The sequence below is a fragment of the Pseudomonas sp. dw_612 genome, from assembly GCF_018449725.1.
In the GTDB taxonomy this organism is placed as follows: domain Bacteria; phylum Pseudomonadota; class Gammaproteobacteria; order Pseudomonadales; family Pseudomonadaceae; genus Aquipseudomonas.
In genome coordinates this window covers 91,681-114,341 of sequence record NZ_JAAVVC010000024.1, presented here as the reverse complement: position 1 = coordinate 114,341, position 22,661 = coordinate 91,681, and the positions used below count along the sequence as shown (strand labels likewise).

17 protein-coding genes are annotated in these 22,661 nt (G+C 53.4%); 6 read left to right on the top strand and 11 right to left on the bottom strand.

All coding sequences use genetic code 11. From position 1 onward, the window contains the following. Window positions 1-46: 46 nt before the first annotated feature. Entirely contained in the window at window positions 47-262 is a 216-nt protein-coding gene (locus HB680_RS28055) for an AlpA family phage regulatory protein (RefSeq protein WP_082367875.1), read from the bottom strand. A gap of 820 nt (window positions 263-1,082) precedes the next feature. Between HB680_RS28055 and HB680_RS28050 the strand changes: the two genes are divergently transcribed. Further along, a complete protein-coding gene (locus HB680_RS28050) occupies window positions 1,083-2,051 on the top strand; it encodes a DUF932 domain-containing protein (RefSeq protein ID WP_213941582.1) in 969 nt (322 codons plus the stop codon). 68 nt (window positions 2,052-2,119) lie between these two features. Beyond that, a complete protein-coding gene (locus HB680_RS28045; protein ID WP_213941581.1) occupies window positions 2,120-2,311 on the top strand; it encodes a hypothetical protein in 192 nt (63 codons plus the stop codon). Here HB680_RS28045 and HB680_RS28040 read toward each other — a convergent pair. Continuing rightward, window positions 2,303-2,668 (bottom strand): helix-turn-helix transcriptional regulator, encoded by a 366-nt coding sequence (locus HB680_RS28040; protein WP_346657420.1) that lies wholly within the window; start codon window positions 2,666-2,668, stop codon window positions 2,303-2,305. The two genes, HB680_RS28045 and HB680_RS28040, sit on opposite strands and share 9 nt — an antisense overlap. A gap of 123 nt (window positions 2,669-2,791) precedes the next feature. Here HB680_RS28040 and HB680_RS28035 point away from each other — a divergent pair, with 123 nt between their 5' ends. The 4 genes from HB680_RS28035 to HB680_RS28020 all read left to right on the top strand — a co-directional run bounded on the left by HB680_RS28035 (window position 2,792) and on the right by HB680_RS28020 (window position 6,017). Beyond that, the gene (locus HB680_RS28035; RefSeq protein WP_213941580.1) at window positions 2,792-3,427 is read left to right on the top strand and encodes a hypothetical protein; all 636 of its coding nucleotides are present in this window, start codon (window positions 2,792-2,794) and stop codon (window positions 3,425-3,427) included. Between the two features lie 1,545 nt (window positions 3,428-4,972). Beyond that, window positions 4,973-5,287, top strand: a complete 315-nt coding sequence (locus HB680_RS28030) for a YqjD family protein (protein WP_213941579.1) — start codon at window positions 4,973-4,975, stop codon at window positions 5,285-5,287. A gap of 2 nt (window positions 5,288-5,289) precedes the next feature. Further along, window positions 5,290-5,679 carry a phage holin family protein gene (locus HB680_RS28025; RefSeq protein WP_213941578.1) on the top strand — a complete coding sequence of 130 codons (390 nt, stop codon included), beginning with the start codon at window positions 5,290-5,292 and terminating at the stop codon, window positions 5,677-5,679. Continuing rightward, entirely contained in the window at window positions 5,676-6,017 is a 342-nt protein-coding gene (locus tag HB680_RS28020; protein ID WP_213941577.1) for a hypothetical protein, read from the top strand. The genes HB680_RS28025 and HB680_RS28020 overlap by 4 nt, the downstream gene beginning before the upstream one ends. A 138-nt stretch (window positions 6,018-6,155) precedes the next feature. Here HB680_RS28020 and HB680_RS28015 read toward each other — a convergent pair whose 3' ends face one another. The 9 genes from HB680_RS28015 to HB680_RS27975 all read right to left on the bottom strand — a co-directional run bounded on the left by HB680_RS28015 (window position 6,156) and on the right by HB680_RS27975 (window position 22,612). Beyond that, on the bottom strand, window positions 6,156-7,991 hold the full coding sequence (locus HB680_RS28015) for a DUF2357 domain-containing protein (protein ID WP_213941576.1): 1,836 nt from the start codon (window positions 7,989-7,991) through the stop codon (window positions 6,156-6,158). 6 nt (window positions 7,992-7,997) lie between these two features. Then, window positions 7,998-9,647 (bottom strand): hypothetical protein, encoded by a 1,650-nt coding sequence (locus HB680_RS28010; RefSeq protein WP_213941575.1) that lies wholly within the window; start codon window positions 9,645-9,647, stop codon window positions 7,998-8,000. A gap of 15 nt (window positions 9,648-9,662) precedes the next feature. After that, entirely contained in the window at window positions 9,663-10,820 is a 1,158-nt protein-coding gene (dcm, locus tag HB680_RS28005) for a DNA (cytosine-5-)-methyltransferase (protein WP_213941574.1), read from the bottom strand. A 4-nt stretch (window positions 10,821-10,824) separates the two neighbouring features. Then, the gene (locus HB680_RS28000) at window positions 10,825-12,126 is read right to left on the bottom strand and encodes a DNA cytosine methyltransferase (protein ID WP_213941573.1); all 1,302 of its coding nucleotides are present in this window, start codon (window positions 12,124-12,126) and stop codon (window positions 10,825-10,827) included. A gap of 1,139 nt (window positions 12,127-13,265) precedes the next feature. Continuing rightward, window positions 13,266-14,075 carry a DUF2135 domain-containing protein gene (locus HB680_RS27995; RefSeq protein WP_213941572.1) on the bottom strand — a complete coding sequence of 270 codons (810 nt, stop codon included), beginning with the start codon at window positions 14,073-14,075 and terminating at the stop codon, window positions 13,266-13,268. A 3-nt stretch (window positions 14,076-14,078) separates the two neighbouring features. Beyond that, a complete protein-coding gene (locus tag HB680_RS27990) occupies window positions 14,079-15,698 on the bottom strand; it encodes a DUF2300 domain-containing protein (RefSeq protein WP_213941571.1) in 1,620 nt (539 codons plus the stop codon). Between the two features lies 1 nt (window position 15,699). Continuing rightward, on the bottom strand, window positions 15,700-20,265 hold the full coding sequence (locus HB680_RS27985; RefSeq protein ID WP_213941570.1) for an alpha-2-macroglobulin: 4,566 nt from the start codon (window positions 20,263-20,265) through the stop codon (window positions 15,700-15,702). Further along, window positions 20,262-20,864, bottom strand: a complete 603-nt coding sequence (locus HB680_RS27980) for a DUF1175 family protein (RefSeq protein ID WP_256735635.1) — start codon at window positions 20,862-20,864, stop codon at window positions 20,262-20,264. Before HB680_RS27980 ends, HB680_RS27985 begins: the two co-directional genes overlap by 4 nt. Before the next feature lie 32 nt (window positions 20,865-20,896). After that, window positions 20,897-22,612, bottom strand: coding sequence for a DUF2138 domain-containing protein (locus HB680_RS27975; RefSeq protein WP_213941568.1), 1,716 nt, complete (start codon window positions 22,610-22,612; stop codon window positions 20,897-20,899). Window positions 22,613-22,661: the final 49 nt, after the last annotated feature.

Genomic DNA, 22,661 nt, shown 5'->3' with positions numbered 1-22,661 from the left:
GAGTTAGTGCCAAAGCCCAACTCCTCGATCAACTCGATTTACGGTGTCAACAGCTAGGGCGATTGCCTATCCATTCGTTCAGCGAGGATTCGATCCAACCTACGGCAGAGATCCCTATTTTCACGGGCTTAGGGAATGAAGCATCGTAGCGAGGAGAGCGATTGTTGAGCCGATCATAAATGGTTGAACGTGAGAGCCCCAAACGCTCGCGGACCTGTGTGAGCCTCAAAATTCTGGCGGTTGGTGGGGTATCTGAACTCATCATTTGCCTACCTTCGTATCGTTGCGGAGAGAAAACTCTACCGGCACATCAACAGGCGTGGTTGTGCTCTTCTCGAATTAAAAAAATACACGATTTGGGCCATTGGAAAAATGAGACACGAAGCCATCATCACGAGGCAGCAAATCCTTGCCCCCTAACTCCCCCCTCCCCACCACCGGCCAACGAGGTCGATGGCTTCAGATCTGGCCCAGCGTTGCTCAAAACCCATCTTGCAATGCTAGAGCTCGGTTGTTGCCCAGAACCGATCCAAGCAACAACGCAAAAAATCTCAGCCACACATCATGAACAGGAGAGTCCAAGTTTTTGGGCATCCTCGTCGGCAACCAACCTGCAAAGAGCAGGCCTCTCAAGACCTATTTGTCCATTCAACAGGAGCACAGGCATGCCACTCAGTTGCCCATCATGCAGTCCAAATCCAAGAGCTTCGAACACACCCTCTCGGAAAATTTTCTCAATTATTTCGCTGGCTGGTGCCACGTTGCGGGCTATCGCTGACGGAAAGGACGTGAAATCTAAGCTGAGCAGAAACTGCCCATTCACCGGGTTCGCTGGAGCTTTCCTTCACGCACTTTCTAGGGAAGCTGCCAGCTTTACCAACGCAAATAACAGCGTTCAAAACACGCTATCTCCCATTGCCTGCCAAAGCTGCTTGAACCTCGCCAGACACCGTTAAATAAGGGCTGGGCCCTAAGTCTCACCAGCTCCATAACGTTTCCACATCCCGTTAAAAAATACGCCACCGTCGCCCCTATGAGTCTGTATGGAGGATGAGCTGTGGCAATAACTTTAAGGACATTGCATGACACACCTTATCGAACAAATGGCGTACAGCGGTGCAACACCTTGGCACGGCTTGGGCTCCAGTCTTTCGCCGAAGCAACCTCTGGAGATATGGCAGCGAGAAGCCGGGATGAGCTGGCAGATCGAGGAAAGCCCCGTACATTTCAAAGCCGATGCCGTCGGACACCTGAGCACGATTCACTCCTTTTCAGAGCAGAAAGTCCTTTATCGTTCCGACACAAAATCTCCGTTGTCGGTGGTTTCCAGTCGTTATCAAGTGGTCCAGCCTGGCGAAGTGCTGGAGTTCTACCGAGATCTCACTGAGGTATCAGGGTATGAGTTGGAAACGGCAGGTGTATTGAAAGGAGGCCGCAAATTCTGGGCTCTCGCCAGGACAGGGCATACGAGCACTCTGAAAGGAAACGATCAAGTAAACGGCTATCTACTACTGGCAACCTCTTGCGACGGCACGCTCGCCACCACGGCAACACCTACCAGCATTCGCGTGGTTTGCAACAACACACTGGCGGTTGCATTGGATGGAGCCACACACGCCATCAAGGTCCCACACAGCACACGTTTTGTTCCACAGACAGTGAAGAAACAATTGGGCATCGCCGTCTCGCAATGGGACGAATTCATGTACCGAATGAACATGCTCGCCGCACGCAAAGTACAGTGGCATGAGGCTATGGGCTTTTTCATGGAAGTACTGTGCGACACCGGCTCTGGGGACCCCATCCCCGAAGTGCTGCCAAATAAACGGGCAATGGAAAAGGTGCAAAGCCTATACCAAGGAAAAGGCCGGGGGTCTGACCTGGAATCGGCTCGTGGCACCGCATGGGGTCTGTTGAACGCCGTGACTGAATACGTTGATCACGAGCGCAGGGCCAGGAGCTCGGAGTACCGGGTAGATTCAGCCTGGTTCGGTCAGGGTGCGACAATCAAACAACGCGCCCTCGACTCAGCTCTTCGATTGGTAGCCTAACGTTCTTGTCCACCACAGCTGCTTGAGCACTCTCCGCTCAAGCAGCTTTATGCCTGAAGGAAATCAAGATGAATGTAATACGCTTTATCGGTCTACTTTTTCTGTTTTTCGGAATACTGGCGAGCTGTGTCTTGGCCGTTTTGCTTGTGATCATCCTGGCGCGCTTTTGGCCATTGCTGATCGCCGTGGTGGTCTCATGCCTAATATTTGAAGTTATAGCAAGAAAGGCCGGCGACCCGGCACTTACAAAATTAGTCTGAGGGCTTGGCGACAAGCAACTCATCCAGCCGACTCATTAGCTCCACACGTCCCAACTCATGAAGCTTATGAAACTTGACCAGCAATTCTGCCTCATCATCCTCAACGGCATAAAAAAATGCTGCCGGTACGTTGAGCACCTTGCTCAAACGCTCGACAAAGTCAGGAGCTGGAACCCGCTTTCCCAGCTCATAGCGATTCATGCGAGTACTCGCAGACATCTCATCCAAACCAGCATCCAAACCTAACCGCTCCTGCGATAAGCCTGCCTGCACGCGGGCCTGCTTTATGCGCTTTCCCAAGACTGACATGCACACAATCCATTTAATAAAACGGCATCGTGATTGCTTGTCTTTCACTCGATACTACCGTTTTGGTAGTATTGGGGTGAGCCTCGCCCCCAGCGAGTCCCTGAGACGAGGCAAACCCCTCGGATGCGCATCAAGACTTCGCTCATTTTTAACTTTGCAAGGAAGGCCCCCATGAAACGCTCAACGCTTGTCCTACTCCCTTTTTTGATGATTCTTGGCAGCGCGGTACAAGCTCAAGACGATGTAGCAGCGTGCTCTCTAATTCGGATAGATCAGTACTATGGGTTGAAAGAATGGGATTGCCGCGTTCCAAACACCCCCGTCCGAATTAACAACATCTACACGGACAAAGAAGGTCAGATGCGTGTAGAGAGCATCAGCAGCCAGCAAAATGCTATGTGTGATGACCAAGCAGTTTGTTCAAACTCGGGAAGTTTTGCGGGAAATGCGCCAGCGGGAAGTTATCACTACACCTTCGGTTGGTATTTGGGAACGGACACTCAGGGTAATCCAGTGTCGTATAAAAGTGGAGTAGGGCCGGGATTTGGAGGGAAACACTTCGCAGCCGCTGAAAAATCTAAAAACGCTGGACTAACCAAGACTCTACCCGATGTGGTTTGCATGCCGACTGCCAGCTTTAATTGCTCAATTGATGACACAGAAATAGAAGATGAAGATTTGCCTAAATACCTTCCAACAGTAGAAGAACATGACGTCAAAAATGCAGGCGGGAGCTGTCAAAGTATCCCATTATGCTTCGACAAACACATGATACTTTTGGGTTTAAACAAAAAATACTTTAAGTAGAATATTATTCAAAGATGCGCTGATACATCAAGGGCATGCTAATGCTTGGTTCATCACGCATTAGCATGCCCTTGAAGTGTGTGATGGTGCAAAGGCAAAACACACTACTTTACTTTCTGACCAACTACATAAGGCGCGATGTTGAAAATTTACTACATGATGTTGCCTGGATGCCTTCTGCCAGCTGCATACTCGTTAAGATGGCCAATGCATTCGGTGAACTCTAATAGCGCCTCACAAACGATAGCAGCCGTTTGATTTACGCGCGTGATTTCCTCAGCAGGAGTGAGGCTCCAAGTGTTGGCTGCGCCAAGTATCACGTATGTGTAGCCATCGCTGTACCATTTGTTGTAATCAGTTACCTCGTGGAAGATCCGCCGAACCGCATTAACGGCTCGTACTTGAATAGCGTGCGTGATTGGATGCAGTGAATGCCACTGATGTACTGGCCTCCAATGGTCTTTGGGGCATTGCCTGATCAGCTCCTGCATGGCGGTTACACATTCTCGGGGCACTTGGATGTATTTGGGTTCCCGATAAACACTGAATGTTGCTTTCCTGCAAGCCTTAAGGAATAGCTCCAGCTTGCTGCATATTTCGGAAAAGTCGAAGTTAGCATTCATCGGTGCCCCATAAACAGCGGCTCTCGCGCTCTCTTCCATTTTACGTTGCCACCCCCTCATGGTTTCACGAGGGAACGTCAACTCATCATCGTCTACCAGCTTCGCGTGATTGGCACAGAGCCACGCACCGTTCTCATAAGCTCTGCGTTGCGCGGGAGTCAACTCGTCGTCAAACCGAGGTCCCCCTTGAGCAGCGGCTGAAATATGCGCAGCGTGGCCTAAATTGACGTTATCCCCATGTGGGGTGGAGGCATGAGTGACTACCGGACATCCCGGGTACACGCATCGGAAGTGGACATTTCGCGCCAGTGCGCTCTTGGTTGCAGGGGTAAAGTTGTCTCTTGCCATTTCATCGCTCTCACTTCAAATCAGTCATGAATTCCGTTTCACCGGTTACTCCATATCGGCCGAGCGCAGACGGATCTGAGGGTAGGTATGAGTAGACTACAGCTGCTTTCGCATCAGTGTATATCTGTCTGAGTCATGCAAAGTGACTTCGGTAGAAGCTTACTTGCGCGACACAAATGGCCTAGCTCGACCGGGATTTGATGCTACGGAATGGCGAGAGCCTTAGAGTATTGCAGCGAGAGTATCCGCATAGTGCCTTAAAATATCGGTCGACACGGGAATTCAGGCGCTTGGCAGCCGCATGAAATTAACAGGGAGTGGTGACCGGCTTGTCGCAAGGTAGTCCATTCGCCCCCTTTCCCCCATGCAAGCAATTTTATCACCTCAGGTGATCGCTACGGTGCGTTCACGAGTAAGTGCGCACAGAGAAAAAACTAGTTGTTGAGCTGACTCCAACGACAAGGGACCATCACGGACCGATTCGACAATTTGGTATGTGAATCGAGAAAATTCGTTGAACCTTCATTCAAGGTCCGTACTCAAAAAATTCACACCAACAACTTCGGACATAGTCATGGTCAGTAAGACAGCAGAAGGGGCTAAAGAAATCCTGATGAACGATTTTCAGACACTCGTCAGCGACACCGAACGGCTGCTGGAACACACGGCGACTCTGGCGGGCGATCAGGCTGATGAGTTGCGCGAACAGATCCACGAGAGTTTGCTGCGTGCACGGGAAACCTTGAAACTAACCGAAGACTCCTTGCGTGAACGCGGCAAAGCCGCTGTTACCGCAACCGAAGACTATGTGCAGAGCAACCCATGGCAATCGGTCGGTATCGCGGCCGGCGTGGGTTTCCTTATTGGTCTGCTGGCAACCCGGCGCTGATTATGGCGATCGGCGAATCCGGCCCGTCCGCGACGGGACCAAACTCCTCACCACGGCGCCTGGGTGCCGCATTTCTTGGGTTGCTGCACAGCCACGTCGAGCTGTTCGGCATAGAATTGCAGGAACAAAAAGCCCGCACCGTTAGCCTTTTGCTCTTTGCGGGCCTCGCGCTGGTATTTGCCTTGCTGTTGCTGGTGGGGTTGTCGACGCTGGTGATGATCCTGTTTTGGGACACCTATCGCCTACCCGCCATTATCGGGCTTTGCGTGTTCTATATCCTCGCCTGCATTTTCTGTGGGATGCGTCTGAGGGCGGCGATTTTCGATGAGTCCTCGCCCTTCCATGGCACCTTGGAAGAACTGGCCAACGATCGGGAGCGTCTGTTGCCATGAGCCTGCCTGAACTGCCTCACAACAGCTCGCGCACGGAAATGCGCAAGGCACTGATTCGACTGCGCATGGAAATGCATCGCCAGGAAATTCGCCAGGAATCCGCGCAACTCCTGCAACCCTTGCAACGGGTACGCGGGATGACACAAAACCTTCAGGGCGGATTCGGGATCAAGCATGCCCCGCTCTGGGGCGTGGCTGCCGTAATCCTGCTGGGTTTTCTGACCGGCAAGGGTGCCAAGAGTGGCGGCGTAAGCAGCCTGACGCGACTGGTACGCCTGGGCACCACACTGGGCCCCTTGATCAAGTTGGTCATGCAAGGATCATCACGTAAACACTAGAGTTGTCATTAGAGGGCGCGAGCTCGGTATTAAAGCGCCTTTAACGATCACAATGTATTAATGGAGGTAGCAAGAGATCCCACTGAAAAACCGGGCTGACTTATCGAACCTTATAATGGCACGCTACTACACGCTATATCAATGATATATTTTTGCAGTATAAACTGCCACATCAAGCCTAGAGGTGGAGTTTGTCAGGTGACCGAGTAAATCATTAAAAAACTCAGTAAGGTATTTTGAATCCATTCCTGGGCGCATCACAAACGCGCCTACTCCAGGCAGTACCTCATGATAGCCTTGTAAATTATAGTTAAGCGACCCTGGATATAAAACATAAGCACCAAAACTTCTTTTTATAGCATCTCTATAAGCATGCATCTTTAGAAGATCATCACGCTTATATGTTTTTCGATTTGAATTATCCTTTGCCCCCTCATCATACTCGTTATGACCTGCATCTTCAGAAACAAAAGCATCACGGCTAAATATTTTTTCATATGCATCGACACGATACTTAGCGTCAAAATGAAGCCGAACCATTGTGCCATTGGCTTCCGACTCATTTTCGCTTTCGTTTACAGGCCAAAAACTCAGTGAGTAATCTGGCCTCATCGTTCTGCTCCAAGAGCCTGAAGCGATAGGCGAGTCTGTATATGGAAAACTACGATTATAATCAAACCGCACAGACAAAGATTCCGCCCCAAATACAGCAGAGCCTTTAAAGGATATATTCCTCCCCTGCTTTAGCCTGAGAGAAAGTTGATCTTTACTCATCTCAAAGACATTTGATAAAATCTCGTCCCCAAACGAGCAGAATCTTTTAAGAAGAGATACCAATTCAAAAAACACCCAATACTCGTACAAAAGAGCGACATTTTTCTGTCCCGCATGAAAAATATCCATACCTGAAGACCAGGAAAGCTGCATCGCAAGATCAAATCGAAGCCATACATTTAAAATCTCTCGATACCCTTCTCGACGCTGCAATACTTGGCTAGAAAAGGGAATACTAGACATCTTAGAAACCCTTGCAAACAATCGATCGCACAATGCAGTCTCTAGCTGCTTGATAAGAATCTTAACATCAGCAGATATACGAGCATATTGCTCACCAGCCAAACCTGAAATACCTCTATCTATCGAGGATAAATAAGTTAAGAAACTCTCCAAAACAAACTTAACAAACTGATTTTCCGGCGTATCTTGCGACAAAACCCGCGATGAATAAGTCAAAGCGTCAGGTAGCGAATTAACATACTCTTTGATAGGGTGATTATCAGCCACGCCAGTTCGCCTAACTGCTGAAGCTATCTCTCGCAAACTTTTTGACGTAGGCTTAACACCTTGCCGTATACTCCTAAAAACTCTTTCTTTTTTCAGAACCTCATTCGGCCTTGAAATAACAAAAGACAGGGCATCCTTAAAACGCTTTGATGCTAGCGTCCCTTTCAAAAAAAGAATCTTTTGATAACAACCACTACTTGAGTAATCATCTACATGCTTTTGCTTAAATGTAGTTGGGGAACGAATATCAAACAGAAGTTCTATTGAATGATTAGCAATTGACTCGGCCATCTCTCGAAAATCGTCTCTGTATCCTATTTTTCTAGACCTGACCTCCAATGCGATAGACGAAAGTAAATCCCCAGCAGCAGAAATCAACTCTAATTCTAATCGTCCAACATAACTCCCGGTATCAATTACTCCACATCCGATCAGGGTTGGAATTTGGCTAGCTTTTAAGCCGACAACACCGCACGCCGTTCTGACTGTACAGCCGGGAATACGAGATAACAGCTGATACTCGTATTGAGCGGCTTCGTAAATTTGAACGGGCTCTTCAAAATACTGCTCCGCATCGATGGAGCTAACCTCTACAATGCCATCAATTAAATTTGAAGGAGCAAAGATACTTATATGCCCCAACACCTCTCCAGCAATATCTTTAAATTCAAGATCCGCACTATTCGCCATGAATTTTCACTCAAGAAAACTAGTAAATCCATCTCTCAATCGACCCTGCATCCGAGAAACTTTTTCTCCAGACAACTTCAAACCTGAAGTATTACAAAGCTCTTCAAGAGCATCGAGCACGGGTCGCAGGCGTCTTTCAGAACCATGAAGCTTCGGCATTAACTTTTGAACCATCTGGGCATCAAATGAATCCTTTACATCCCACCCACTGCCCACCAATTGAGCATGAAAATATGTAAACCGAATAACTTCAATGGCAGTACGGAATCCGAATTCCGCTCCAATTGGCTTTAGCAATCGAAACCCTTGCAGCAGCATTTCTGTAATTTGCTGTTGAACGATTGAACCATCAGCAATATCACTAGGTAAATTTATCAAATCTATATCTGCTCTTTTGGCAGACTCTACAATCGCTGACTGATATTGCATACCTAGCCCAACTATCGCTTGCATATTGATTCTAGACGGAGCACCAAGAAAATCTTTTAAATCAGATTCCTCAACTGTGAATTCAATTACATTCGCTCGATCAAGGACCTTTGGCGAGAACATATAGGTTGTTTCATCAACATTAACCGTCCCTATAATGAACAAATTCTTGGGAAGCTCAATAGATGGAGGAACCCCATCAATCGCATCTTCAGCAGTATGTAAATTAATTTCACAGTCAGATTCCATAGCAGATAGAAAGTCTGAAAAATAGCGTTCAACATGAGACAAATTCATCTCATCGAGAATTAAAAAATAAGGTCTGGACGGATCGTCTTCTGCCTTAATGACAATATCGAGAATTCCGGAAACTGGTTTAACGAAGCGATTGGGGTCAAGCGCATCTCTATATCCAAAAACACTTTCAGTACCATTCCAGTCTGCACCAACCGATACGACCTTAAGCTGCTCATCAAACTCCTTGATCCACTCAGCAAAAGCTATCGCCAACTTAGTTTTACCACTTCCAGAGAGGCCAGCCAAAATAACAAAGCGCTTGACCAACAAAGAAGCTACGAAACGAGACAAAACTCCTTCCGGAATTTTCATCCCCGCATTACTTAGCGCACTTGAGCATAAGGTTATCAAAGATGTATCTAGGACAGCGGAGACTGCCTGACTGACTGGGTTGGGTGCTGTCGATGAAACAACACTTGCTACCACTCCCGGGGCTGTTATTTTATTGATCAGCTGACTATGGGAATTAAAATCCGGGATAGTATCTTTAATCTTTTCGGCAAAGTTACAGTTCTGCGAGTACAAAAAAACCAAGGGAACGACAACATCTTCGTCATCTACTTGAATGAATCCGAGTACTCCATCAAAGATTGTCCCTCGCTCTTCTCCGCTGACAAATTTTCGAACAGTAGTAGTAAAGCTAGATCTAGCCGCATCTATTGTTTCATCCCGAGTTTTCCCCTCAGATGAAATATTGATGAACGCGACGCCTAAGGGTGTATGTTGATTGCGTTGATTCCCTTGTGCCAACCTAGTATCTAGGTTACTAATGCGCTTTTTTGCACCTGTTATATAAACTCCTTCAGGTTCTAAATCTAGCGTATCAGCAAGCAAATCCCTAATACCAAGGTACTTTGAAGTGCTAGTGTTCGATATGCTGTTATAAGTTTCTAGAAGCTCTGAAAAAAGCGCATTAATTTTTGCAAGCATAACAGTCCCTTTAATTTACAAAAAAGTATTAGAGTGCTTCTGAAGCGACACTAAAAACGCCTCTGAATAAACCACATTCGTACATCTCCTTGCACGCTCCAAAAATCCTTCTGTGGCCCGCCTGGACAGTGGCTTTAAATCAAACTTCAAGAAAGAGGACAATTTGAGCGCTTCGCTCCGACTCGCCCACTTACTTACATCTGCCGAGTAAACACCATCCGCATTACCAAAAGCAGCATTTGGCCAAGCTTTCTTTCGATCTAGCGGTGCAGATCGAACCTCTACGGCTTCATGCTTGATAATATTTCCGCCTACCCACTCGGAGACTTTTGTTGAGACTGCGTTGCCTATTAAGCGCCACCTAAAACTCGCTCTACCTTCAGTTCCATGCGCAGAAAAATCCGTCCATCCCTCAGGAAAACCCTGCAATCTTTCCGCGTCTTTAATATCTAGGGTTCCTACATAATCATCGGATGGAAACCAAACTGCGGGGGGAGAAGCAATACCAAGAGTACTACCGCACTTTATAGGAGGCACCCCCTCGCGAACCCAACCTACACCCCGCAATCCTTCTGTCCAGTAAAAACCAAATGCATCCGCACCTTCGATAACTGATGGTTTCCCATCCATATCAGGCTCAGGATAGTTATCGGCAAAAAGAACATTCCAAGGTTTGGCACTCTTTGATGCCAAAAGAACTACTCGGGCGCGACGTTGAGGAAGTCCAAAGCACCTGGCATCCACTACACGGTAAGCCCAGCTGTAACCCAGTCGCGTCAATTCAGACGTAACAAAGTTCATCGCTTGACCGCGATTCAATCGAAGCATGTAGGGTACATTTTCGATTAATATCCACTCAGGCCTATCTTTTAGCGATCGTTTTTCAATTAAAGAAAAAAGTGTAGTAACGAGCCCTGACTTTGCTCCAGAAATACCTTTCTTCCCCCCCGCCTGACTTAAGTCCTGACACGGAAACCCTGCGGTAACAATATCCGCGTCCGGCAAATTTTCCAACGAGAGAATATCGTCATGGACCTCTGCATCAGGAAAGTTTTTTCTGAGTACACTCCTCGCTAAAGGGTCTATCTCGCAAAACAAGCTTGTTTCAAAACCGTGCTTTGCGAGGCCAACCTCGATGCCCCCGATACCAGAGAACAAACTTACAGCCTTCATTTGATTACCTTAACTGATGGAGAGCAAGCACATATGCAAGTTTAGACGGGACTGCGTTACCGATTAGCAACTGTAACTGCCTCCGCCCAAAATCCCCAAATTCAAAAAAATCTGGAAAAAATTGAATCCTTGCTGCCTCATGAGGAGTCAAGGTTCTTTCTTTAAGTGGATGAACAAATCTCCCCTGCCCTACCGAACCAAATCCGGTAGTTATTGTTTGGGACGGTTTATTCCAATGCATTCGTCCATACACGGATGTATACGAGTGCTTTTTGTCTCTATGACAAGACGGGCGCTCTGAATTGGGCAAATCATAGAGGCCATGCTCAAAAAGGAACTTAATTCTTCGCTTATTTTCCTGAGAGTGAACTGCTGACGTGTCAAAAACATCAGTCTCGGAAGTACCCAACAGGTCAGTTATCGCCCAAGCAACATCTCTCGATTGACCTTCATGGGACATATCTAAAGACGAAAGATCGCTTTCTCCATCAAGAACAGCAACTAAGAAAAATCGTTTTCTAGCTTGAGGCACACCAAACTTTTCGGCCCTCATCAAGGTTTCATCTAAGCTATAACCTAATACACTTAACGCTTTTTTTGCTTCTAGCAACGATCCTAGACGGTCATGCTTTATGCCAGGAACATTTTCTATAACTAAAAACTTTGGACGAAACAATTCTGCAAATCTTGCAACCCTAAGAACCAGCTGATTCTTCGGATCATCTCTGCGCGTATGATTATTAAGATCTGAGTGCCCCTGACATGGAGGGCCTGCAAAAACAAAATCAATCCTACCAATTTTATCTATCAACACTTTTTCAGCGCTAGTAACTTTAGCCCCCAAATCCCCATCAATATAGCTTTCGATTGGAAGACTTGAGGAAAAAAAGGGAGAAATATTTTGCTGATAAACCGAAAGAGCCGCCTCATTGATATCCGAGGCAAATACAAATTCCACTTCAGTTTCTAGCGCTCTAGCAGCTTCCCTCAACCCGACAGAAAGTCCTCCGCAACCGCAAAATAGGTCAGCAGCTCGAATAGTTTTATTATTGCTTGAATTTATAGCTACAGGTTTTGACTTCGACTGAAGCCATGCCAAGTCATACGAATCAGCTAAGTTTTCTGAAACGACCAACCCTGAAGGTAAGGATATATCAGAAACCCTCTCCTCACCTGAGCGCAGACTCACAGTTCTCCGAATGATCGACTGCTTTTTGATCAACTCAAACCGCTCAAATCCTCCGCTAGTAGGAAACGGAATTCCGCTCAAATGTAACTGCTGGTTCTCTATGACCTCGAAAAGCACTCTACGCCCCCCTGCTCAACGCAGATCTTTCTCATGTTTTGTACTGTGGGACAACTCTAGTTTGAATTGCCCTCCCGTTTCGATATAACTTGCCGCTTGAGAAAGAAACCAATCCTTCAACGTCATACCATTCTTCGCTAATAGCGAATACAGTTCTCGTTTAATCGCGGGGTCTAGCTCGATAACCACTCGCCCACTCTGACCTACTGACATACCTACCTTCTTGCTAACCTAGCTGCACGTGATGTATGTAATGTAACATGACATGCACCTACTAGGTAGCTACTCAAAATTTGAGATAGCACTTTTTCTGCTCACATGCCTAAAAATGGCACTCAGGGCTCTACTCGGCGCCTCACGCTCTACCTCATCACAGGGAAGGGGCTTGCAAGGGTAAGGACAACAGAAGCAACCATGCGAGCTTGAGTAGCGACCAAATAGTACTGTATCAATATACAGCAGATAGGAATACAGCCGATTGTCGCCCATGAAGCTTCTCAGCGCAGCTTGGCAGGCGCGCATCAAGGGACGCTGAATACTACGAATGCCCCTGGCACACGTATTGTAGAGACGCAGTTTAGTAAACTCGTCTTGAATGATCCGGAACCCCTACATTGCCTAGGTAAAAATCTCCAACAGGGCTTCCGCAGAATGTATCCACCCCCTGAACATTTACTCGATTTCTAAGGCACGAACTTTAAACATGGGGGGACAAATGGGGGGACAAAACTAAAAACCCTCTACATACCTCAATAAACACTGGGCAAAACTACAAAACAACGCCGCCCACAAGCCGGCTTTTTAATGTCTGGAAAAAAGTCATTATCGGAGGTAGTTCATCATCGCCCCCACCAAGCCCCCGGCCGAAGAAGGCTCAAGTCAGCGTTCGCCAGTAAAAAAGTCGTCCATCGAGGAAGAGGTGGCGCTTGTGAGGGTGGTTACGGAACGGCTCGCAGTGCCTCAGCGAGTAAAAGTGAATCTGGATGATCTCGACTGTTCAGCCTCAGTCTCAGAAAACGCCTGAACGTTCCGAAATTGGTCAGCAGCCTGCTGACCTAACCTGTCTACCGTCATTCAAGCAATTGGGCAGCAAGCTGCTGCCCAATTCAATTGTGCAAGAGCTGCTTGCACAATCCCCGTCACGGATAACTAAACCCCTTAACCAACGTCAACTCCCCCACCGCCCGCATCGGCACCAGAAAAGTCTCCATCTTCTCGTTAGGCGTCCCTTCCTCCGTAATCACCGTCACCTGCGCAGTCGTCAGCGCCTGGACCGCATCTTCCTGCCCGTCCTCATCACTCCGATACCCACCCCCGAAGTAGTTCACATAAACCAGGTACTGCCCTTTGATCGGTGCCGGCATGGAGAAGATCTCCGGGCCATACCCCGTGGTCACGTCAACATCCAGCGCCGCGCCGTTGGGTGCGACACGATCGCCGTACCAGATATGCGCCCCATCCGGCGTAACCAGGTGCAAATCCAGATCCGTGTTGTCGCTATCCCACGACAGCAACACCCGCAACTTGGCCGGCGTGGCCCCACCACTGGTATGAAGAAACTGCGTGCGGTGCCGCTGCTGACCATCCGGGCTACGGACTTCCACACTGTTACTACCGTTGGGAAACGAATACGGCCGATCAAAGCGTCCGGCGGCGTCGATTTTCAGCGGCATGCTGATGCCGTTGACGATCAATCGGCCAGGCTCGCCCGACTTGGGCGTGGCTTTGATCTGGCCGCTGATGCGTGCGGTGTTGGCCTGGCCTGCCGGGGTGTTGACCGAGGACGCGGGGTAGTTGACGGGCTGGCGGTAGTTTTCGCCTTCGCCTTCAACGGCACCGGTTCGCCAACCACCCACGGGGGTATCGAGGTCGACAGCAGCGGCGAAGGTCGTCGGCAGTGCGCAAAAGGTACAAAGGAACAGGAAGACCTGTGGATAACGGAGTTTCATGGCCTATTCCAGCAAGAGGTGACGGGCGAGCCCTTCGATGTAGGTTTCATCCTGGCCGTTCGGGTGTGCTTCGAAGGCCAGGTGCAGGTATTCGTGGGTCAGGTCGAGGCGATCCTGTAGCGACAGCACGCCACGCACGTAGATGCGCTGGCGTTCGCGGTCGACGTAGGGGCGGCCGAAGGCGAGGCGGCAGACGGCGAAGGTGTTGACTTCGTTGTAGCCGACTTCGTTTTCGAGGCGTTGGCGCCAGCCGCGGCGTTGGGTTTGCAGCCAGTCTTGCGCGGCGGGCAGCGCCTCGCAGGAGGCGACCGGGTTGTCCCAGCGGCTGAGGCTGGCGCGCGGGTAGGCGTGCAGCAGGATGGCGTCGTAGCGTTGGCCGGCGTTGGCTTGTTCGACGGCTTGTTGCCAAGAGAGTTTGTCCGGGCCGGGTTGGTCGGAGTGGTAGGTGACGGTGCTGCCGGCCAGGACCAGGTCGCTGGTCCACGCGGCGATGTTCCGCGATTCGGCGGTGGCCGGGCGCGGGGCGACGCGCTGACGGTTGCTGCTGTCGTCGATGCTCAGGCAGTCACCGTTACGGGAGGCGTTTTGTAGAAGATAGGTGCGGATAGCGACGGCCAGAGCCTTGGCAGCCTCTAAAGGTTCGGCTTTGGCTTCCCGTTGCAGGACTCGGGCGACGTATTCTTCGCGGTCCAGACGGGCAACCAATTTGTCGCCCACCAAAAACAACTCGCCGTTGCTGTGGATATCCAGTTGATTGCCATTGGCGAATTCAACGCGATAGTCGCCCTGCAACGGACCCGATCCAACCAACCGATCCCCCGCCAGCACGCGCCCAATCGGATAACGCGAAAACAGCCCTACCTCGACACAACGCCCCGCATCCAATGGCCATTCCACCGGCAACACCGAAGCCAGCGCCCCGCCGTAATTGCGCAAAACCATCTGACTGGTCCCGCGCCCTCCGGCCCAGATCGGCGTGCCATCCGTCGTCCATCCGGCAAACCCACCCTGACGTGACTCAGGGTCCTGATCCCCTAGCCAGCTCCAGGTTTTCACCCGCAACCGACCGCCGAGTTCACCGACGACATTGCCGTCAGCGGCATTCAGCACTACATCAAGCAACACGCGCCGGGCCTGATCCTGCGCCGGCATCACAGCCAGCACTTTCAACAATTCAGCGACCGAAACCCGCGTCGACGGCTGCAACGACGGCAGGTTCAGCAACCACTCCGGCGCCTGCCGTGCCTGCCAATACTGGCGCCAATCAGCCCCGGCAATGCCCAGCCGCGCAGGCTCAAAGTACAACCCGCAGGACTTCACCAACGCCTGATCACGCCCAATTTTTCCGCCAGCCGTGCAGCAATAAACTTCTTCCTTCGACTGCCCGCGACATTCATACGCAGGTTCTCGCGCGCCGGTATCCACCAACCAGCCGTAGACAAACAACTTCCACAAACTCCCTAGTGGCGTCTGCAGATCTGAAGGCAACGGCTCGCGGGAAATCACCTGAGTCCGGCTCAACGACAGCAATTCGCCCTTGAAACCCAGCCGCAGCGGTTCGTCCTGCGCTGTCGCCAGCGCAGGGAGCAAACACAGCAGCAGCCAGACCAGCGGCCGCTTCATGTCAGTTGACCGTGACCTGGCCGAGCGCCGGCTTCTGTTCCTGGGCCTGATGCTGTGGCGCATAGACTTGAGTGAAACGCACCGGCGGCAAGTTGAACTGGCCCTTTTGCGAGAAGCGCACCAGATGCCGCACGCGCAGTTCGCCGCTCAACGCATCCACCGGAATCGCGTAAGCCATCTGTCCCGGTTCGAAACGCGCCTTCTCCAGCGCCGTCGGTTCGGTGCCCGCCTTGCCCATCAACTTGATGCCCCACGTGGTGCGCTCGACATCGGCGCCCGGCGGCAGCGGCACTTCGATCATGCCGTAGCGCAGCGGTTTCGCGGCTTTGCTGGTGATGATCACTTCGTCGAGGTACAGGCTGTCGCTGGACAATGGCTTGGTGCCGACCGCTTCAAGTTTGAATTCGAACGCTTCGTCACCCGGCACCAGACGCGACAGGCGACGGGTGATGGTCACGGCCATTGGATCGATGGCCGGTTGCTTGGTCTGGTAGCTCAACGCGGCGCGCAACGGACGTTCCTGGGTCCCGGTCAGCGACAATGCGGCCGGGATCGGCGTCGCGCCCTGCCACGTCCAGTACATCTCGCCGGTATCACCATAGCGTTTCTTCCAGCCTTCACCCGGTGCCAGGGCGATGGTCGGCGACGCCTGCTCGATGCTGCGTTGCAACCAGCTCAGGGCCAACGCACGTTCGAGGGTCGATTGCTGTGGCAGCAGACGTTGCAACAACTGTTGCGCATGAGCCTGATCGAAGGCTTGTAGCGACAGGTTCAACGCTTCGGCAAACGGCTGCGAACTCACGGCCAGACGTTGTTGCGCATCCGGCAATTGACGATTGAACGCGTCAGGCAGCGTGACTTTGGACTGACGCGCAAGGGATGCCGTCAGCGCACGCGCCGCCGCCAGACCCAACGCCGAATCCGGATCGCTCATGACCAGGCTGTCTTCGCCATCGTCCATCAGGTTCGCCGCGTTGCCGTCGCCGGCCTTCGCCAGGTCATCCATCAAACCGCTGAGCAAGGTGTTCACCGGCAATTGCATCTGCTTGGCGAACGACAGGATCAGCGCCCGTTGCAGCAACGGCGTGTTCTTCGCTTGCTTGGAATAGACCTCCAACACCCGCTGCCAATGCTCCGGCGGCAGGCTCAGTTCCAGCGCTTTGCTGGCGTACCAGTCGGCGTAGTAGGCATAAGCAGTGAGGAACGCGTCCGGCTCGCCGTCCATGCCCCACCAGGTGAAACTCGCCGACGGCCCGGCCATTTGCACTAGGCGCAGACGGCTGTTTTGCATGATCAGGCGCAAGCGATCGCGGATTTGCGGGTTCGACGCCAACGTTGGATAAGCAATGCTCAGCGGCAGCAAACGGCTGGCCGTCTGCTCGACGCCACCGTACGGATAGCTCAGCAAATCATCGAGGGCCGAACGGAACAGCGCTTGCGGGCTGTCATCCAGACGCAGACGAATATCCGTCGCGTCCGCCGGTAGGGTCAGCGCTGTATCGCCGCTGACCGCGTCCACGACTTGGCTCTGGGTCACTTGCCAGCCTTCGCCGGTCGCGGTCAGGCGCACGGCCAGGGCATCCGCGGTTTTACCGTCCTGCACCAGTTCGGCGGTCCAATCACCACTGCCGAGCGCGAACGTCGGCAGGGCGATGTAGTTGATGCCGTTGCTCAGGGTCACCGGCACACGTTGCTCGGCGCCGCCGTACTGGATCACCAGCTCAGCCTTGACCGGTTTTTCGGCCTGGCTGAAGGCAAACACGCCGAGCGCTGGTTTGTCGCCAGTGCGGAATTTAGTCGGGCCGCTCCACTTCAGATACAGCGGTTTTTCCGAGCGCACGAATTGCTTCTTCTGCCCGACTTGGCCGTCATCGGCGATCGCCCGCGCAGTGATGCGCCAGCGCGTCAGCGAGTCCGGCATCTTGAAGGTGAAGCGGGTTTTGCCGTTGGCATCGGTGATCAATTCCGGCTGCCATGCGGCGGTGTCGACGTCTTCACGACGCGGCCGCTCCAGCACTTTCACGCCCCGCTCGCTGCGGTTGGCTTTGCCCGGCGCGCCGGGGCTGCCCGGCAATGCCACGTCGTAGCTGATGAACGACAGGCTGGCGCTGGTGCGCACGTTGTTACGGCGCGGGTGATAGAAGAACTGGTCGATGGTCGGCGCGACTTCCGGTTGCAGCGCGTAGATCATTTCATCCACGACGCTGACCGTCAGGTGCGCCGGAATCGGCTTGCCGGCGAACTGGGTGGACAGGTCAACCGACACGGTATCGCCCGGCTGATACGACTCTTTGTCCGTGGCAATCGCCACGTCGATTTGCGGCGTGATCACCTTGATGCCGGCGTTCTGAAAGCTGTACTGACCGCCCTTGGTGTAGAGCACGGAGAAGGTCAGGTTCGGCGCGAAAGTGTCCTTCACCGCAATGCGCGCGCGGTATTGGGTGTCGCTGAGCTTTTCCATCTTCAGCCAGTCAGCGCCCTTGGACAGCAGCGCCGTGGCCTCGACCTTGTCACGCTCCAGGGACAGCAGCGCATCGCTGATCGGCTCCGGGAAAGTGATCAACGCCATGGCTTCGTCGCCAGCCTTGTACTCGGCTTTGTCGAGGACGATTTCCACGGTGCCCGGCACGGCTTTGACGCCTTCGCCGGTGACCGAATGACCAGCCGCGCCAACCACGCGGCCATGGTCATCCTTCAACGTCAGGTTGTAGGTGCCCGGACGCTCGAACGCGAGGCTGAAGCCTTTGTCTTTCGCGGTGAGTTTGCCGTCGCCGGTGGTCTGGTCTTCCAGGCGCACCCAGCTGTAGCTGCTCGGGGTGACGGCTTTACTCTGCTCGCTGCCGCCTTCATTCAAGTAGCTGAACGCAACCTTGTCGCCCACCGCGCTAAAACGTTGCGGTGCGCGAAGGCTGAAGCTCGCGGCGCCGCGATCAATCAGGATTTCCTTGGTGGTCTTGACCCGATACGCCGCGCCATCGCTGGCGAACACGGTGAGCATGTAGCGGCTCGGTTTGTCGGCAGCCGGCAGGTCGAGGGTCGCGTTACCCTTGGCGTCGGTGGTCAATTCGGTGCTGGTCAGCTCAATCGGGAACTGCCCGAGGTATTGCAGCTCGTTATCGACCATCGACAATTGCTGGGCGCGCAGGCTCAGGGTCAATTTGGCGTCGGCCACCGGTTTGCCGTCCGGGTACAGCAGCACCAGGCTGCCCTTCACCGGTTCGCCAGTGCGGTAATCCTGTTTGGCCAGGTTCAGCGAGATTTCGAAGTGCGGCTTGATGTATTCAGCGACGCGGAAGGCGCTGCTGTAGGCCTGATCCTTGTAGCTGAAACGCAATTCATAGCCGCCCGCGACCGCGTTGTCCGGCAACTGGAAACGGCCTTGGGTACCGGACTTGGAATCCAGCTTCAGCGCCAGCGATTGCAGCGCGGTGCCGGTGGCATCGAGCACGGTCACGTTGACGTCGGCAGCGGTCGGCGCCACGGAATCCCGGGCGTTCTTGAACTCGCGACCAACGATTTTCAGCGACACCCAGTCCCCCGGCCGGTACAGCGGCCGGTCGGTGAACGCATAGAGTTTGGTGTCGTAGATCTCGCTGTCGTAATAGAAGTTCTCGGAGACAAACACCCCGCCCTCTTCGTCTTCGCCGATCACGAACGAACGCTCGGGGCTGACGTGTTTCAGGCGCAGCAAACCATCGGCATCGGTCGCACCGCTGCTCATCACGCCCAGGCCATCGGTCCACAGCACATTCACTTTTGGCACCGAACTGCCTTCGTGTTTGCGCGCGGCCCACACCAGCAATTCATCACCGGCAATCTTGCTCACGGCCACGGTGTTGGAAACGAAGACCATGGTGGTCGCGCGGTACTTGCCGATCAACGCTTCCACCAGGTACAGGCCTGGTTTCAGGTGGCCCAACGGGATGTACACGTTGCCCGGTGCGACGCTGACGAACTCACTGGACGAGCCGGCCAGATTCACGCCGGCGGGCGGCTGGATCGGTTTGGCTTCCCACAGTGGATAACGGAATTGGCTGACCACCGGCAAACCCGGAATCAGCGCGAATTGCGGCTGAGCGTCGTAGGGCGTTGGCGCGGCAATCGCGGTGCCCATTTTCAGCTCCGGCACTTCCTCGGTGACTTGTTTTCGAGACTCGTAGGAAAAGGCCCGCTGCATCACCCGACGGGATTTGCGATACCAGTTGTCCCACAGGTACGCGAGGGTGTTCGACAGGCCTTCACCCTTGAACTGGCCGTCGCTGACCACGCGATGCAGGTTCTTCTGGCGCTTGAGGAAATCCAGCGGTTTGTCGATGCGGTACACGCGGATGTCAGCACCGCCGTAAGGCTCCATGCGGAACCGACGATAGTCGCGGCCCGGCGCTTCGAGGCGCACCATCGCCTGTTCGTCGGCGGCGAAACTGCTGTCGGCCAGCAGGAAAAAGCTTTCACCGGCCACCGGCGTGTAGTCGCTTGGCTGAACCGTGTCTTCAGCGTTGACCGCCGAAAATGGCAGCCCTAAAACCAACAGCAGAGGCAGTAAACGCAGCATGCGGGCACCGATCATTGGGAGAGAAAGTTCAGTCGATAGACGCCGATGAAGTTGGGGTTGGCTGCGTCGGGTATCCATCGGGTGTCCTTCCATGTCATGAGTTGCTGCAGGCTCGCGGATCGCATGCCGTTGTCAGTGGGGGTGGTGGTGCCGGTGTGATAGGCGATGTAGCGGCCCATCCAGATCATCAGGTGCTGGTCGTCGCCCTGATCGAAAAACATCAGGTCGCCGGGCCGTGCCTGGGACACGTCGCGGCTGATCAGATGGCTGTTGAACTGAATCAATTTGATCGCGTTGACGTACGGCCCGACCTTGCCGCCGCCCTGCTGCCATTGCTGGGCGAGACCGCGCTGGGCCTCGCTCAGTTGCAGTTCCGGCGGCAGGTAGCGGTTGGACAAGCCATTGCTGCGCAGCCATTTGTCGTCATGGACTTTCAGCGCTTCGTTGGCGGCGAAACGCACCAGGCCCGCGCAGTCCTGCTGAAACCAGCGCGGGCTCGGGCCTTGGGTCAGTTGTTCCTGGGCGATGCGCACGAACCAGGCGCGGAACACCTGGGATTGCTGCGCATCCAGCGGCGCGGCTTCGGTGGCAAACACCCGACTGCCCAGCAGCATCGCCAGCAGGCCGAGGCCTCGGATAAGGGCTGTCACAGGGCTTTCCACTCCAGCGGCAGCCATTGCCAGTGGCCGTCGGGCTCGCTGCCTTTTGGCAGGGTCAGCGCGTACTTGCCGTAACCGCCGAGCTTGCGCAGTTTCGGGATCAGGTAGGTTTGCGCGGCGTTGTAAAACACCGGCTCCATATCCTGGGGCAGGCTGTCGAGGGTTTCCTGCTGCATCAGCTGCGCCATGGAATCCGGGCCGAAGTAGATCGGCATCAGCAGGTCTTTCGGCACCACGTCGGTCATCGGTGGGAAACGTTTGTCGAGGGTGCCGAGGGCTTTGTCGACGAGTTTGTCATCGAGGGAGAACAGCAGCGTCGAACCGTGGCGGGCCAGGCTGACTTTCATGAACGCCTTGCCGGTGATCGCGTCCGGGTTCTCGGCATCCTTGGCTTTATAAGGGCCGAAGTTGGAGCTGACCTGACGCTGCCATTGGTGGCTTTCGCCTTCCTGCTTCTCGACCACCGGGAATGCGTGCTCTTCGACATTGCCTTCATAGGCGCCGACCATCGAGCCGAACAGGTTGCCCAAGTCACCGTCGAGTTTGGCGCTGTCACTGTCATTCAGGCTGGCCACCAGCAGCGGCGTGTACAGCCGCGAATCGGCGTACCAGCACAGGCCCGCCGCGCCGGCCATGTGTTCGGTCAGGGCCTGGGCGACTTTTTCTTCGGCGCCGAGTTTGACCAGCAACGGTTTCTGTTGCTCGGCAGCGAGCGGCAAGGCCACGCAGGCGCTGGCGCCCATCGGCATGGCTTGCCAGATCGGTTTGAAATCGAAGTCCGGTTGGTTATCCAGTTCATCCATGGCGAGGAAGCTGTGCCAGCCTTTGTCGTCCATGTCGAAACGCAGGCCGGCGAAGTTCGGGATGAAGCGCTGATAACCCATGGCCAACACACTGGAGTTAACCGACAGCCGTTGCTTCACTTCCAGCGCACGGGGTTGCAGGCCGAAGGCTTCGGGGAACAGTTTTTGCCCCCCGAGCAGTGCTTCGAGCGACTGAGTCGAGACCATGCCTGGCTCATCGACCGGACCATGGCCACCTTCGTACAGCTTGGCCGGGTTCGACAGCACCACCAGTTTGTCGCCATGGGAAGCGAACAGCAGCGCTTTGGTGGCGTTGTAGGTCAGTTGATAAAGCGCCACGTCATCGGCACCGACTTTCACCGAGCCGACCTGAGTCAGTTGCGTATCATCCAGCGCCACTTTGGCCAATGGCTCCAGCAGCTTGGCCAGGCCACCGCGATCCATCACCAACAAAAAGTCTTTCAGACGACCGTCCGCCCCACGCCACAGCGCGACATCCGCCGGTTGATCGAAAAGCTGCTCGATCAGGCTGTCCTGCAGCTTGAGGTCATGTTCATAGACGATCCGGCGCAAGCTGCCGATCAAGCCGAGACGATCTGCGTGGGCTTCGTAATAGAAGACAAAATCTTCGGTCAGGGTTTCCTTGAGGAACGGCACCGCCAGCAAGTCCTTGGGCAATTGGCTCAGGGAGTTGGTTTCCAGCAGACCGTCCGGGCGGCCCATGCCCAGCTTGTCACTGGCCAGCGCCGCCAGCGGCACCTTGGGTTTGTGCATGAACCAGCCCAACCCGCCCGCGACGCCGGCCACCAGGCACAGCCCGATCAGCACGGCCGGCCAGCGCCGTGGTTTTTTTGCAGCCGTTGCGTCAGCGGTCGGCGGGGAAACAGTGTTATTGCTCATGTTCACGCTCATGTTCCCAAAGCTCAGCAGTTCATCCGTGGAGCGGGAT

Excerpts from the sequence above, each read along its gene's own strand:
- HB680_RS28055 (WP_082367875.1), bottom strand. The coding sequence starts at position 262 with ATGAGTTCAGATACCCCACCAACCGCCAGAATTTTGAGGCTCACACAG.
- HB680_RS28050 (WP_213941582.1), top strand. The coding sequence starts at position 1,083 with ATGACACACCTTATCGAACAAATGGCGTACAGCGGTGCAACACCTTGG.
- HB680_RS28045 (WP_213941581.1), top strand. The coding sequence starts at position 2,120 with ATGAATGTAATACGCTTTATCGGTCTACTTTTTCTGTTTTTCGGAATA.
- HB680_RS28035 (WP_213941580.1), top strand. The coding sequence starts at position 2,792 with ATGAAACGCTCAACGCTTGTCCTACTCCCTTTTTTGATGATTCTTGGC.
- HB680_RS28030 (WP_213941579.1), top strand. The coding sequence starts at position 4,973 with ATGGTCAGTAAGACAGCAGAAGGGGCTAAAGAAATCCTGATGAACGAT.
- HB680_RS28025 (WP_213941578.1), top strand. The coding sequence starts at position 5,290 with ATGGCGATCGGCGAATCCGGCCCGTCCGCGACGGGACCAAACTCCTCA.
- HB680_RS28020 (WP_213941577.1), top strand. The coding sequence starts at position 5,676 with ATGAGCCTGCCTGAACTGCCTCACAACAGCTCGCGCACGGAAATGCGC.
- HB680_RS28015 (WP_213941576.1), bottom strand. The coding sequence starts at position 7,991 with ATGGCGAATAGTGCGGATCTTGAATTTAAAGATATTGCTGGAGAGGTG.
- HB680_RS28010 (WP_213941575.1), bottom strand. The coding sequence starts at position 9,647 with ATGCTTGCAAAAATTAATGCGCTTTTTTCAGAGCTTCTAGAAACTTAT.
- dcm (WP_213941574.1), bottom strand. The coding sequence starts at position 10,820 with ATGAAGGCTGTAAGTTTGTTCTCTGGTATCGGGGGCATCGAGGTTGGC.
- HB680_RS27995 (WP_213941572.1), bottom strand. The coding sequence starts at position 14,075 with ATGAAACTCCGTTATCCACAGGTCTTCCTGTTCCTTTGTACCTTTTGC.
- HB680_RS27990 (WP_213941571.1), bottom strand. The coding sequence starts at position 15,698 with ATGAAGCGGCCGCTGGTCTGGCTGCTGCTGTGTTTGCTCCCTGCGCTG.
- HB680_RS27985 (WP_213941570.1), bottom strand. The coding sequence starts at position 20,265 with ATGATCGGTGCCCGCATGCTGCGTTTACTGCCTCTGCTGTTGGTTTTA.
- HB680_RS27980 (WP_256735635.1), bottom strand. The coding sequence starts at position 20,864 with ATGCTGCTGGGCAGTCGGGTGTTTGCCACCGAAGCCGCGCCGCTGGAT.
- HB680_RS27975 (WP_213941568.1), bottom strand. The coding sequence starts at position 22,612 with ATGAGCAATAACACTGTTTCCCCGCCGACCGCTGACGCAACGGCTGCA.